The sequence below is a fragment of the Nonomuraea sp. NBC_00507 genome (assembly GCF_036013525.1).
In the GTDB taxonomy this organism is placed as follows: Bacteria; Actinomycetota; Actinomycetes; order Streptosporangiales; family Streptosporangiaceae; genus Nonomuraea.
Window position 1 is genome coordinate 10897548 of the sequence record NZ_CP107853.1, and the last position, 13885, is coordinate 10911432.

Annotated in this window: 11 protein-coding genes; 9 read left to right on the top strand and 2 right to left on the bottom strand. The window is 70.7% G+C overall.

The annotated features are described in order from the left end of the window. Positions 1-80 precede the first annotated feature (80 nt). From OHA25_RS52035 to OHA25_RS52065, 7 genes are read left to right on the top strand one after another with little or no spacing between them, the layout of a single operon-like run. Positions 81-1250, top strand: coding sequence for a hypothetical protein (locus OHA25_RS52035; protein ID WP_327584268.1), 1170 nt, complete (start codon positions 81-83; stop codon positions 1248-1250). After that, complete coding sequence (locus OHA25_RS52040; protein WP_327584269.1) at positions 1247-3388, top strand: serine/threonine-protein kinase; 2142 nt, start codon at positions 1247-1249, stop codon at positions 3386-3388. Before OHA25_RS52035 ends, OHA25_RS52040 begins: the two co-directional genes overlap by 4 nt. Then, positions 3385-4245, top strand: coding sequence for a PP2C family serine/threonine-protein phosphatase (locus OHA25_RS52045; RefSeq protein WP_327584270.1), 861 nt, complete (start codon positions 3385-3387; stop codon positions 4243-4245). The genes OHA25_RS52040 and OHA25_RS52045 overlap by 4 nt, the downstream gene beginning before the upstream one ends. Continuing rightward, positions 4238-5524 (top strand): vWA domain-containing protein, encoded by a 1287-nt coding sequence (locus OHA25_RS52050; RefSeq protein ID WP_327584271.1) that lies wholly within the window; start codon positions 4238-4240, stop codon positions 5522-5524. Before OHA25_RS52045 ends, OHA25_RS52050 begins: the two co-directional genes overlap by 8 nt. Further along, complete coding sequence (locus tag OHA25_RS52055) at positions 5524-6201, top strand: FHA domain-containing protein (protein ID WP_327584272.1); 678 nt, start codon at positions 5524-5526, stop codon at positions 6199-6201. The genes OHA25_RS52050 and OHA25_RS52055 overlap by 1 nt, the downstream gene beginning before the upstream one ends. Then, positions 6198-7583 (top strand): hypothetical protein, encoded by a 1386-nt coding sequence (locus OHA25_RS52060; protein WP_327584273.1) that lies wholly within the window; start codon positions 6198-6200, stop codon positions 7581-7583. Before OHA25_RS52055 ends, OHA25_RS52060 begins: the two co-directional genes overlap by 4 nt. Further along, positions 7580-8389, top strand: a complete 810-nt coding sequence (locus OHA25_RS52065; protein ID WP_327584274.1) for a transporter substrate-binding domain-containing protein — start codon at positions 7580-7582, stop codon at positions 8387-8389. The genes OHA25_RS52060 and OHA25_RS52065 overlap by 4 nt, the downstream gene beginning before the upstream one ends. Positions 8390-8438: 49 nt before the next feature. On the opposite strand, the gene rpoD is transcribed toward OHA25_RS52065, so the two are convergent. Beyond that, entirely contained in the window at positions 8439-9542 is a 1104-nt protein-coding gene (gene rpoD / locus OHA25_RS52070) for an RNA polymerase sigma factor RpoD (RefSeq protein WP_305920815.1), read from the bottom strand. Between the two features lie 898 nt (positions 9543-10440). On the opposite strand from rpoD, the gene OHA25_RS52075 reads away from it, so the two are divergent. Both OHA25_RS52075 and OHA25_RS52080 read left to right on the top strand, forming a co-directional pair. Next, positions 10441-11298, top strand: coding sequence for a PASTA domain-containing protein (locus OHA25_RS52075; RefSeq protein WP_327584275.1), 858 nt, complete (start codon positions 10441-10443; stop codon positions 11296-11298). Further along, positions 11295-11918, top strand: coding sequence for a hypothetical protein (locus tag OHA25_RS52080; RefSeq protein WP_327584276.1), 624 nt, complete (start codon positions 11295-11297; stop codon positions 11916-11918). Before OHA25_RS52075 ends, OHA25_RS52080 begins: the two co-directional genes overlap by 4 nt. Positions 11919-11951: 33 nt before the next feature. On the opposite strand, the gene dnaG is transcribed toward OHA25_RS52080, so the two are convergent. Further along, positions 11952-13796 (bottom strand): DNA primase, encoded by a 1845-nt coding sequence (gene dnaG, locus OHA25_RS52085; protein WP_327584277.1) that lies wholly within the window; start codon positions 13794-13796, stop codon positions 11952-11954. Positions 13797-13885: the final 89 nt, after the last annotated feature.

Here is a 13885-nt window from a genome sequence, read left to right on the forward strand (position 1 = left end):
GTCCGACCCGCCGTTGAGCCGGTATAAACCGGGGCACGGGGGATCTCTTCACGGGGAGCGTGATGAGCCTGGGACCACCTATGAGCAGGGAAGGCGTCGAGCACGCACTGCGCGCTCGGGCCGACGAACGCGACCGCATCTCCGGCGACCTGCTCGATCTCGAATCCCATACCACTTACCGGTTACTCAAGGGGGCCACCTTACGCGGCGCGACCGAACAGCGCTGGGCCACGGCGCAGGAGTCACTGGCCCGTCTCTGGCGGCTGAACGACGCCTATCGCGCCGTGTTACGCGACGCCGAGCAGATCAAGGCCGCGCGGAGCAGGCTGAGCACCGAACAACTGGCCGAGCTGACCGAGCTGCTCGCGGGCACGTCCGTGTTGTTGCGGGCCGCCGCCAAACCCGTCGAGCAGCGCTCGCTGCTGCCCGAGGCGGACGAGCGGCTGACCCTCGACGCCACCGTCACGCAGATGGACGCAGCGTTCCGGGACGTCACCTCCGCCCTCAACGACATCGACGCCCAGTGGAACACCCTGCTACCCCGCCTCGACACCGCCGGCGCCGAGCTGCGGCGCATCCGCGAGCTGGAGCAGGATCTCGGCGAGAGCGCCGCCGGCCTGGACACGCTGGAAACGGAGCTGAAGCGGATGCGTGCCGCCGTCGTGGAAGACCCGCTCGGCGCGGCCGTCGAGCCCGATCTCGACCGGGTCGCCCGGCTCCTGACCGCCTCGCTGGCCGAGCTGGAGCTGGCCGTCGTCGTCAAGCAGGACTACGCCAGGCGCCGCGAGAACCTGGAGGCCGCGCTGGACCGGGTACGCGCGGCCGAGAGCGAGGCCAGGCTGGCCCACGGCGCGGTCGTGGTCAAGATCGCCCTGCCGCCCCAGGCCCAGCCCAGGAGCAGGGTCGACGCCCTGACCGGCGCGCTGGACGCCCTCGACGTCTCGGCCGACACCTGGGTGCTGCGGGCCAAGCGGCTGGCGGAGCTGGAAAGCGACGCCGACGGGGCGGCCGAGCAGGCGCAGACCACCGCGAAGGCGCTCTACGGGCTGGTCAGCAGGCGTGACGAGCTACGCGGGCGGCTCGGCGCCTGCCAGGTGATGGCGGTACGCAGGGGGATGGCGGAGGACCCGGCCGCCACCGGCCTGTTCGCACGGGCCCGCGCGTTGTTGTGGAGCGCCCCGTGCGACCTGACGAAGGCGGCGGCCGCCGTCGAGGACTATCAGCGCGCGATCCACGGAGGGACGTCATGAGCCGCTGCGCGCAGCCAGGCTGCACGGGCACGATCGACGAAGGCTACTGCGACCTGTGCGGCACCGCGGAGAGCTCTCCCGCGCCTCCCGCCTCGTACCGGACCCAGCCTTCGTCGCCGCAGACCAACCCGGTGAGCCGGCCGACCAGCGGGCCGACGAGCAGCGGCAGGTCGCGGGCCGGGGTGCTGGCCACCATCGCCGACCTGCCGTCGGCGCCCTACCGCGACCCGGCGACCGCCGTGATGACCAACCCCGAGGTGCCCGAGGAGAAGCGGTTCTGCGCCAACCCCGACTGCGGCAAGCCCGTCGGCCGCTCCAGGGACGGCCGGCCCGGGCTCACGGACGGGTTCTGCCCCCACTGCCGCACCGCGTTCTCCTTCACCCCGAAGCTGGACAAGGACGACCTGGTGGCCGGCCAGTACCGGGTGCTGGGCTGCCTGGCGCACGGCGGGCTCGGCTGGATCTACCTGGCCGCCGACGAGAACCTCGACGGCCGGTGGGTGGTGCTCAAGGGCCTGCTCAACACCAACGACGCCGAGGCGCTGGCGGCGGCGGAGGCCGAGCGCAAGGTGCTCACCACCGTCGATCATCCCAACATCGTCAAGGTGTTCAACTTCCAGCGTTCGGCCGGGCTCGGCTACATCGTCATGGAGTACGTCGGCGGCCAGTCCCTGCACGAGCTGCGCCGCCAGGGCCCGCTGCCGCTGCGCGAGGCCCTGATCTACGGGCGGGAGATCCTGCAGGCGTTCGGCTACCTGCACGAGGCCGGCCTGGTCTACTGCGACCTGAAGCCGGCCAACGTGATCAGGGTCGGCAAGGGGCTCAAGCTCATCGACTTGGGCGCGGTGCAGCCCCTCGGCTCGCCGCCGGGCACGTCGTGGGCCACGCGCGGCTATCACGCCCCCGAGCTGGAGACCCATCCGTCGTCGGTGACCTCCGACCTCTACACCGTCGCCAGGACGCTGGCGGTGCTGACGATCCCGGGGTTCAGCCCGGTCGTGAACGGCAATGCCGCCCCGCTGCCGCAGGACTGCGGGCATCCGTCGTTCACCCGATGGCTGCGCAGGGCCACCGCCGTCCATCCGGCCGACAGGTTCCAGAGCGCGTGGGAGATGGAGGAGCAGCTCCTCGGGGTGTTGCGCGAGGTCTGCGCCCAAGAGGAGGGGGTGCCGTACCCGCACCCGTCGACCCTGTTCGGGCCCGAGCGGGGCGCGGTGGGGACGGCGCTGTCGGAGACCGACGATGAGGTGTTCGGGCCGCTCGACCCCGTCGTGGTCGCGCACCGGCTGCCGGTGCCGCTGGTCGACCCGGGCGACCCGGCCGCGGGCGCGCTGGCCGGGCTGCTCGGCCGGGACGGCAAGGAGCTGCTGGACCAGCTCGCCGCGATGCCGCCGACGCCCGAGACGAAGCTGATGCGGGCCAGGCTGCTGGCCGAGGAGGGCGCGGCGGAGACGCCCGTCGCGCTGAGCGCGCTGGCCATGGAGCTGCCCGGCGACTGGCGGGTCACGTGGTACCGCGGCGTTCTGGCGCTGGCCACGGGGCAGATGGGGCAGGCGGTGTCGATGTTCGACTCCTGCGTGTCGCTGGTGCCCGGTGAGCTGGCGCCGAAGCTGGCGCTGGCGTTCGCGCTGGAGTGCGCGGGACAACAGTCGGGCCCGTCAGGCGCGGCCTCCTGGTACGAGAGCGTCTGGCGCACCGACCACGGCTGTGTGAGCGCGGCGTTCGGGCTGGCCAGGACCGGCAGGATGGGCGTGCTCGACGAGGTGCCCGCCACGTCGAGCCACCGGATGGCGGCGCAGGTCGCGCTGGCCGCCTCCGCGGTGCGCCGCCCCGACCCGGACGCGATCACCCCCGGCGATCTGGTGGCCGCGGCCGGCCGGCTGGCGAACCTGCCGGACCTCGAAACGCGCCGCCGCGAGTTGCTGACGGCCGAGTTGCTCCACGGCGGGCTGACCTGGCTGGAGACGAACGCACCGCCGCCGGACCTGGAGCTGGCCGGAGCCCGGTTCACCGAGCCAGGGCTGCGCAGGCGACTGGAGTCCATCTACCGCAAGCTCGCCGTCACGGCGAACTCCCGGCAGGAACGCTACGCGCTCATCGACCAGGCGAACGCCGTGCGACCGAGGACATGGCTGTGACCGGGGACACCGCGCGCGCCGCCTGCTGCCCGGTCTGTGAAGCTCCCGTGCTCGCGGGCGACACCTACTGCGAGGCCTGCGGTCATCCGCTGGGCGCTCCCACGTGCGCGTCCTGCGGAGCGGCCGCCGTCGACGCGGAGGGCTACTGCGAGCGGTGCGGCCTGCGCCAGCCCACCGGGCGGGACCACGCGGAGACCGTGCTGGACAACGGCGCGGCGGCCCTGACGGACAGAGGGCTGCGCCGCAGCCGCAACGAGGACGCGATGGCGCTGCTGGCCTCCGGCGACACGGTCGTGACCGTGGTGTGCGACGGAGTGGGCAGCTCGCCCAGGGCCGATGAGGCCTCCGCGGTGGCGGTGGAGACCGCGGCCGCCGGACTGGCCAGGGGGTTGTCGCAGGAGGAGGCGTTCGAGCTGGCCGGCCGGGCGGTGACCAAGCTGGCGACCTCCGTGTACGACGCTCCCGCCTGCACGTACGTCGCCGCCGTGGTCGAGCGGGACCGATTCACGCTCGGCTGGGCCGGTGACACGCGGGCCTACTGGTTGCCGGAGCCGGGCTCGGCGATCGGATACAGCTTGCTGACCGAGGACGACGCGGTGGAGACCGGCGAGATCACCGCCTGGCTCGGGGCGGACGCCGAAGACGTCACGCTCCACGTACGGACCTTCACCCCCGCCGCGCCCGGCCTGCTGCTCGTCTGCAGCGATGGCCTGTGGCGCTACCTGGACGGCTACGCCTTTCCCCGCTCCGGTGCCCCGCTCGACATGGCCCGCGAGATGTTGCGGCACGCACTGGACTCAGGCGGCCAGGACAACGTGACGATCGCCTTGATCCCCTTAGGAGATGCCCGTGAGTGACCAGCCCACTTTCACGTTGACCATCGACCAGAACAAGTACCTCCCCCTCGACGGCCGCGAGGTGCACGCCATCCTCACCGTCGGCTCCACAGGCGGCGTCACCACGCAGGTCGTGCCCGCCGATGCCGCCGAGGTGATCATCGTGGACACGTCGGGCTCGATGAGCGGCGGCAAGATCCGCGAGGCCCGGCAGGCCGCCGCCACGGCCGTGCGGACGCTGCGCGACGGCGTGCTCTTCGCGGTGATCGCCGGGACCGAGTCGGCCAAGATGGTCTACCCGGGCGGCAGTCCGCGCCTGGTCAAGGCCACCGCCGCCACGAAGGCGGAGGCCGAGCGGGCGATCGGCCGGCTGCTCGCGCACGGCGGCACCGCCATGGGCGAATGGCTGAAGCTGGCCGGGCACGTGTTGTCCGCGCATCCGTCGGCCATCAAGCACGCGCTGCTGATGACCGACGGCCAGAACAACGAGAGTGCCGAGGTCTTCGGCAACGTCCTGGCGGGCTGGAGCGGCAAATTCGTGTGCGACTGCCTCGGGGTCGGCGACGACTGGGTGCCGGCCGAGCTGCGGAAGGTGGCCGAGGCGATGCTCGGCACGTTTGACTTCGTCCGTAACCAGGGGGATTTGCCGGAGTACTTCCGTCGACTCACGCAGACGTCGATGAGCAAGACCGTGGCGGAGCTGTCGCTGCGGGTCTGGGTGCCGCAGACGGCGCAGCTCAAGTTCGTCAAGCAGGTCTCCCCCGTGCTGCTGGACCTGACCGGCAAGCGTGCCGACGTCAACCCGCTGACCGGCGACTACCCGACCGGGTCCTGGGGGGCCGAGGAGCGCGAATACCACGTGTGCGTCGAGGTGCCGCCCGGGCAGGTCGGACAGGAGATCAGGGCGGGCTGGGTCAAGCTCGTACGCCCCGACACCGGGGACGTGGTGGCCAGCGGCAACGTCCTCGCCCAGTGGACCGACGACCTGGCGCAGTCCACCCGGATCAACGGAAAGGTCGCCCACTACACCGGCCAGGCCGAGTTGCACGACCTGATCCAGGATGGGCTGAGCGCCCGGGCGATGGGCGACGTCGACACCGCCACCGCCCGCCTGGCCAAGGCCAGGGAACTGGCCGCCGAGTCGGGCCGCGAGGACACCGCGCGGCTGCTGGAGAAGGTGGTCGAGGTCGATCCCGCCACCGGCACGGCCAGGCTGCGCAGGAACGTCGACAAGGCCGACGAGATCGAGCTCGACACCGGATCGGTCCGCACCAGCCGGCTGCGCAAGGAAGGAAACTGATGGCGACCTGCCCGCAGGGGCACGCGTCCGGCGCCGACGACTACTGCGACGTGTGCGGCGCCCAGATGGCCTCCGCGCCTCAGGCGCCCGCCCCGGCTCCCACCTCCACCCCGGCCGCCGCCGAGAGCTGCCCCATCTGCCAGACGCCGCGTGCCGGGCAGTTCTGCGAGGTGTGCGGCCACGACTACAGCAACGCTGGATCCGCAGCGCAGCGAGGAAACCCAGCGCTGCACTCCGAGCAAGGCGGCAGTGCTCCCTTCCGGGTCCCAGCGGCCAGGTGGGAGGCCGTGACCGCCGCCGACCGCGCCTACTACGAGAAGGTCATCGCCGAGGGCGGTCCCGACGCCGACGCGGTCGCGTTCCCGCCGTACTGCCCCGAGCGCTCCTTCGGCCTGTACGGCGACCAGGTGCGCATCGGGCGGCGCAGCCGGGCCAGGAACCTGGAGCCCGAGATCGACCTGACCGGGCCTCCCGAGGACCCGGGCGTCTCGCACCTGCACGCCGTGCTGCTGGCGCAGCCGGACGGCTCCTGGACGCTGGTCGACCCGGGGTCGTCCAACGGCACCCAGGTGAACGGCAAGCTCCTCAAGGTCAACGTGCCCGTTCCGATCCGCCCCGGCGACCGCATCCACCTGGGCGCGTGGACCGTCATCACCCTCAGGGAGGGCACACCATGACCGTGATGGCCCCCGGCCGGGCCGTGGTGGCGCCGGGCGGGGCGGCCCCGCCGCCGGTCCGCAGGAGCGTGCCCGGCAGGATCCGGGTCATCTCCGGCATCACCGTCGCCTCGCTGGCGCTGCTGTTCGCGGCCCTCGCGGTCGGCAGCGCGAGCGCCCGCGACGGCCTGCAGGTCATCGGCCACGACGCCGGCCCTCAGGTGGTCGCCACCGCCGGGCTGCACCTCGCGCTGAGCGACATGGACGCGCAGGTCGCCAACATCCTGGTGATGGGCAACGGGTGGGCCAACCTGCGCCAGAAGGCCATGGTCCAGTACGAGCAGCGCCGGTCCGAGGCCAACCGGGCGCTGCTGAAGGCGTTCGAGTTGTCGGGCGACAACCCGGCCGAGCGGCGGACCGTGGAGTCGGTGCTCGACGGGCTCGGCGCGTACGAGCGGCTGGCCGGGCAGGCCCTGGTGCTCGACAAGCGGGCGAACCATCCTCCGGGACCGCCGCCCGAGGACGTCGTGGCGATCTACCGCCAGGCCACCGACCTGATGCGGAAGGTGCTGCTGCCGCAGGCGTACAACCTGACCCTGGAGACCGGCACGATCGTGCGCAGCACCTATGACGAGAAGGCGGTCATGGTGCCGCTCCTGCGGGTCGCGGTGGTGCTGGCCGGGCTGCTCGCGCTGGGCTGCCTGATCTGGCTCCAGGTCTTCCTGGCCACGCGCTTCCGGCGCATCCTGGGGCCGGCGCTGCTGGTGGCCACGGTGGCGACCGCGGTGGCGATGATCTCCGGGGCCGGCGCGCTCGGGCGGGATCAGGAGGCGCTGCGGCAGGCGAAGTCGGCCGGCTTCGATCCGGTGCTGACGCTGGCCAGGGCCCGTGCGATCAGCACCAGCATGCAGGGCGACCAGAGTCGCTACCTGCTGGACAAGGAGCGGGCCGACACCTACGAGCACACCTACCTCGACAAGTCGCTGTCGCTCATCTACAGCCCGGCAGGCAACCTGAGCGCCTACCACGGCGTCGTCAGCAAGGGTTCGGCGAGCGGCTTCCTCGGCCTGCTGGGACCCGAACTGGTCGGCAAGCAGGGCCAGGAGGTGATGCGGGCGTACCAGCGGTTCCAGGCTGCCGACGAGGCATTCCGCGACCTGGTGACGAGCGGCCGCACCGCCGAGGCGGTCCCGGCGCGACTCGGCCAGGTCAGCCAGGCGTTCGGCGCCTACGACCGCTCGCTGGTGGCGCTGACCGACCGGCATCAGGACGAGTTCGAGCGCGCGATCAAGCGCGGCGAGAGCACGCTGGACAGCCTGTGGACGCTGGAGGAGTTCGCGATGGGGGCGATCGGCCTGCTGGTGATCGGCGGGGTGTGGCCACGACTCAAGGAGTACCGGTGAAACGGGCGCTGGTGATGGTGCTGGCCCTGGCCGCGACGCTGGTCGCGGGCTGCGGGACCGGGGAGCCGGAGTCGATCGTCGATGACGACGAGGTCCTGCGCATCGCGGTGCGCGAGGATCTGCCCTCGGTCGGGTTCCTGCGGCCCGACGAGGAGTACGAAGGCTTCGACGTGGACGTGGCCCGGTACATAGCGGGCAAGCTCGGCAAGGACTACCACCTCGTCCCCGTGCTGGCGGCGGACCGGGAGCAGGTGCTGCTCGACGGGCGGGCCGACATGGTGGTGGCGACGTACACGATCAGCCAGGACCGCAAGGCCAAGGTGCTGTTCGCGGGGCCGTACCACATCTCCTACCAGGACATCCTGACGCGGCCGGAAGAGACGATCACGAACGTGCGCGATCTCAAGGGCCGCAGGATCTGCGAGGTCCAGGGCTCGAACGCGGCCCAGCGGGTCGTCCAGGAGCGGAGTGTGGCGGCGGAGCTCGTGCCGTTCGCCGACTACGCGCAGTGCCTGGCGGCGCTGAAGGGCAAGAAGGTGGACGCGGTCACCACCAACGACGTCATCCTGGCGGGCCTGGCCAAGCAGGACGGGTCGGGGCTGCGGCTGAGCAACGCGCAGTTCAACGAGCAACGCACCGGGGTGGGCCTGCGCAGAGGGGATGTGCCGGGCTGCGAGGCGGTCAACCGGGCGATCACCGACATGTATCAGGACGGGACGGCGGCGAAGCTGCTGCACAAGTGGTTCGACGGGTCGGGGCTGGACCTGAGCACGATCGCGGTACCGCAGTTCGAGGGCTGCTCCTGAACGTGCGAGCGGGCCGGGTCGTGTCGCCCCGGCCCGCTTCGCACGGCTCTCAGTCCAGGTAGTCCCGCAGCATCTGGGCGCGCGTCGGGTGGCGGAGCTTGGCCAGGGTCTTCGACTCGATCTGGCGGATGCGCTCCCGCGTGACCCCGAACTCCCTGCCCACCTCCTCCAGCGTGCGCGGATGCCCGTCGGCCAGGCCGAAGCGCAGCTGGATGATGCGCTGCTCGCGGTCCGACAGCGTGGCCAGGATGTCGTCGAGCTGGTCCTGCAGCATGATGAAGGCCGCGGCCTCCATGGGCACGACAGCGTCGGCGTCCTCGATGAAGTCACCGAGGTCGGAATCCTCCTCGCCGATCGGCGACTGCAGCGACACGGGCTCCTGGGCGATGCGCTGGATCTCCACCACCCGATCGACAGGGAGATCCATCTCCTTGGCGATCTCCTCGGGAATCGGCTCGCGGCCGAGGTCCTGGTGGAGCTGGCGTTGCACTCTGACGAGCTTGTTGATCGTCTCCACCATGTGCACCGGGATGCGGATGGTCCGTGCCTGGTCGGCGATGGCCCGGGTGATCGCCTGCCGGATCCACCAGGTCGCGTAGGTGGAGAACTTGTAACCCTTGGTGTAGTCGAACTTCTCGACCGCCCGGATGAGCCCGAGGTTGCCCTCCTGGATCAGGTCCAGGAACAACATGCCGCGGCCCACGTAGCGCTTGGCGATCGACACCACGAGCCTGAGGTTGGCCTCGATGAGCCGCTGTTTGGCTCGGGTGCCCTGCCAGACGAGCTCCCTGAACTCCGGGAAGGCCAGACGCGAGACCCCGTTGGCCAGCTTGTCCTCGGCGAACAGGCCGGCTTCGATCGACTTGGCGAGCTCCACCTCCTCCTCGGCGGTCAGCAGCGGCACCCGGCCGATCTCCCGCAGGTAGATACGGACGAGATCGCTGGTCGGGGCCCGTTTGCCTAGGTCTTCCTCATCGGCGCGGGTGGATTCCTCGTCGCCCTGGGGCTCGAGGACCTCCACGCCGTTCTCGGCGAGCATCCGCACGACGCGTTCCAGCGCGTCGGACGGCAGCTCGGATCGGTCAAGCGCGGCTGCGACGTCATCGACGGTTACGCTCCCGCGCTCTCTTCCCTTCGCGACGAGGTCCGCCACCTGATCTACCGATGGCGGACTGCTTGGCAGCACCGATGCACCCACGGGAGACAGTCTGCAGTATTGGTTCCATCAAATGGCAGACCCATTTTTGTCACTGAAGGTAAGGCGATCGTGCTTACCGAATTGAGATCGAAATAAGGTTTGGCCACAGTTCGATCAGGAAAGTAAAGTCAATTACGCGATCAGGATTCACGCGCCCGGCACGACCCTCCGGTCGGACGCAACTCCTTGGCTGCCTCTATCGCGTTGTCCGTCACCTTTGTCGCATGTTGGACCGGGCCAAGTTCCCTGGTCAACCACCCTGTAATCTCGATAACGATCGCGGCTGAACTGTTATCAACCGGCGACCGCTCCCGCCGCCTGCGTCCCAGGGGATCCGCTCAACGATCTTTTCGCCGGCGCCGTCGGCGTGGCCCGCTGATCGGCGCCGGGTCGCGCGGCGGCCGTGCTGAAGATCGTGTCATCACGCCCGGCCGTCCCGTCGGCCCGTATTTCCCCGTGCGCCGTTGAGTAGGGCCTACTCATGCGCTGGGCGGGCCGGGCGCCTAGCGTCGGCGCTGATGGCCTGGAGGTGGCGATGCGGTACCGCCTTGTGGTGAAGGCGCTGGTCGCTGTGTTGATCGTGCTGTCGGCCCCGGCGACGCCGACCGGAGCGACGGCGGCCCCTGCGACTGCTGACCCGTGTTGCGAACCGACCACACAAGAAACGCCGGACGTGCAGGAAACGCCGGGGCCGCGGCAGACCTGTCCGGCGCTGGGCGGCCGGGGCTTCTCGGTCGATACGGGACCTGTGCCCGACGTCACGGGGCAGACCTTGTAAGCCGCCACCGCCTCACTGGCTCGGAGTGGCTTCGCGACGGAGTTCCTGCCCTCCGACGCGGCGGCCCATTGGACGGTGATCGACCAGTCGCCGCCCGGCGGGACGAGCGAAATCTGCGGCTCCCGTGTGACCGTCACCCTCCAAGCGCCGCAGGTGCGGGTCCCGGACGTCGTCGGTGAGCCGGCGGACCTGGCGAAGGACCGGATACGGGAGGTGGGGCTCGAACCGGTGGTCGCCGAAGGCGCCTTCGCCGAGCCGGCCGTGGTGGCCTCGCAGGACCCCGCCGCGGGCACCCCGGTGGCGCCTGACACCGCCGTCACCCTGCGCCTGCGCGCGCCGCCGACGTCGCCACCCGACGAGCGCATCAAAGTCCCCGACCTGAGCGGGCTCAGCGCGGACGCGGCACGGCGGCGGCTGGATGACCGGGGGCTCACGCTCGTCGTCGGCAACGGGGATTCGGGCAGGGTGAGCGCCCAGGACCCTGCTGCAGGGAGCCTCGTCGAACGAGGCGGCTCTGTCACCGTCACGCTGACCCCGGGTACCAGGCCGGTCGGCACCGGCGGCCCTGAGGCCTCTCCGGCCGAGTCTGGCGAGTCCGGCGAGGGTGAGGAGTCACCGGGGATCGACACCGAGGACAGCGTCGAGACGGGGGCGTCGAGCGGGCCGTCGTCCCTCGTGCTGCTGATCGTGATCGCGGTACTGGCCGTGCTCGGCTGGTTGCTGCGGCGCGCTCGCCGTGGCGCGGGCGGAGCCGGTGACAGCCCAGGCGGCTCCGGTGACGAGCCACAGCCGTCGCCGCCTTCCGTCGTCTGTGTGCCGTACGCGGACCCCTCGCCGCAGGTGGAGTTCCGTGACGTCGCGCCCTCGTTCAGGCTCGACCTCGTCTGCCATCACGACCAGGGCCGCCAAGAGATCAGGGAGATCGTACGGTGACCGTCAGCTTCAGCACCGACCCGAGCACCGCCGACCTGCTGCTCTACGCCAACCCGCAGAAAGCGGGCGAGGAGCTGACGCGGCGCATGGACGGGGCGCTCGACGAGATCAGGCAGCAGGTCCGGACCCCGCCCGGCGAGCTGGCGGACAAGGCGGCCACGGCGGGCGTCGAGCTGCTGCGCGGGATCAACGTGGGCTCGGTCCTGCTGAGCGGCTGGGCGACGTACCGCAACCTGCGTGCCGCCGCCCGCCGTACCCTGGACAACCCGGGCACCGGCCAGATGGTGCCGCTGGTCGACCACGAGGTCGTCTCCCGCCACGAGCCCTCCGTCGAGGTCCAGGTCAACGGGCAGCCGGTGGGCCGGCTGCGCTTCGGCATCGAGCTGGTCCTGCACGTCACGGGGTTGCAGGCGAGCGTGCGCAACGGCCGGCTGATACGCCTGACGGGCGGCGACTGCGTGGCCTCCGCCGTGTGCAAGGTCCAGGGCGTCGAGGTGGCTCGGCAGGACTATGTGCTGGTCACGCTGCCGATCAACCGGGACCTCGGCGAGGGTTACCCGATCTTGCGCGAGGCGCGGGCGGCAGCGGGGACAGGAAACGACGAAAACGACTCGCCATAGCTGGACGCGCCGCCGAGGGCGATCGCGAACCCCTCACGGGCTGCCTGCGGCGCGATCGCGCAGGACCCGGCGTTGCTGCTCCAGCGCCACCAGCTCACCGAACAACTTGTTGTACTCCTGCTGCTCCTCCACCGGATTGAGCCGCTGGATCCGCGACTTCACCTGGGCAATGGCCCGATCGACCGCGATGGCCTCGATGGCGGCCAGCATCGCACCCGCATAGCGCTCCTCCGCGTGCGCGTCCGCCTGGATCGGCTCCACCGCGAACCGGGTCACCAACGCCCGAGCCCCCTCCTCATGGGCGTGCTCCAGCAACAGATCCACCCACTCCCGGCCACCGTATCCGGCCGCGACAACACCACCGGCGGCCGCGATGACCTTGTGCAGGGCGACATGGTCGGGCGCCGTGAACGCCTGCGGGTCCAGGGCGTCGAACCGCGGCCCGAGCAGCGCGGGCCGCTGCACGGCCAGCCTGAGCAGCTCGCCCTCCACCCGGATGCTCGGATCGACGGGCGCCGCCCTTTGCGCGCGTTGCGGGCGGCCCTGCAGCGCCCCGGCGACCGCGGCGATGCGCTGCATGACGAACCGCTCGTCCATGAAGCCGAGCCACCGGTCCAGGTCGATGGCGTAGCGCTTGCGCAGCCCGACGTCCTTGATCCCGGCCACGATCGGCGCGGCCGCGTCCAGCGCGGCGATCTTGCCTTCGTTGCTGCGCAGGTCGTAGCGGGAGATCGTGCTCCTGATCGCGAACTGGAACAGCGGCTCCCGGCTGGCGACCAGATCCCGCACGGCCGCGTCCCCCTGCTTGACCCGCAGGTCGCACGGGTCGAGCCCGTCGGGCTGCACCGCGACGTAGGTCTGTGTGACGAACTTCTGCTCGTCGGCGAACGCCCGCAGCGCCGCCTTCTGCCCCGCCTCGTCACCGTCGAACGTGAAGATCACTTCGCCGCGGAACTCGGCCTGGTCCAGCAGGAACCGGCGCAGGATCTTGATGTGCTCCGCGCCGAACGACGTGCCGCACGTGGCCACCGCCGTCGGCACCCCGGCGAGATGACAGGCCATCACGTCGGTGTAGCCCTCGACGATCACCGCCTGGGACCGCTTGGAGATCTCCCGTTTCGCCAGGTCAATCCCATAAAGCACCTGGCTCTTCTTGTAAAGCGGCGAGTCAGGCGTATTCAGATATTTCGGCCCTTCATCGGAATCAAGCAACTTGCGCGCGCCGAAACCGATCACATCGCCCGTGGCGTCCCTGATCGGCCAGATCAGCCGCCCGCGGAACCGGTCGATCGGCCCCCGCCGCCCCTCCTTGGCCAGCCCGCCCTTGACGAGCTCCTCGGTGGTGAATCCGCGCGCCAGCAGGTGCCGCGTCAGCGCCTCCCACTCGTTGGGCGCATATCCGACCCCGAACGTCTCCGCGTCCGCCCGCTCGAACCCCCGCTCCGACAGGAACCGCCGCCCGGGCGCCGCGTCGGGCCCGAACAACTTGCCGGAGTAGAACTCGGCCGCCGCCTTGTGCGCCTCGATCAGCCTGGCCCGCTCGCCGTGATCCCGCCGGGGAACGTAGCCGCCCTGCTCGTATTGCAGCTGGATCCCGGCCCGCTGCGCCAGCCGCTCGACCGCCTCGCCAAAGGTCAGATGCTCGATCTTCTCGACGAAGGTGATCACATCACCACCTTCGGAGCAACCGAAGCAAAAGTACATTCCGCGCTCGGGGGTGACGTTGAAGGACGGGGACTTCTCGTCGTGGAAGGGGCACAGGCCCTTGAGGTTGCCGCCTCCGGCGTTGCGCAACTGGATGTGCTCGCCGATCACGTCGGCGATGGGTGAACGCTCGCGTACGAGCGCGATGTCGACATCACGGATCCGGCCAGCCACGCCGGTGAGTCTATTCGGACCCACCGACGTTCCCGGCACCTGCCGCCAGAATGGCCTCACCCCAGGGTTGCTATAGAGGGAAACCGGCT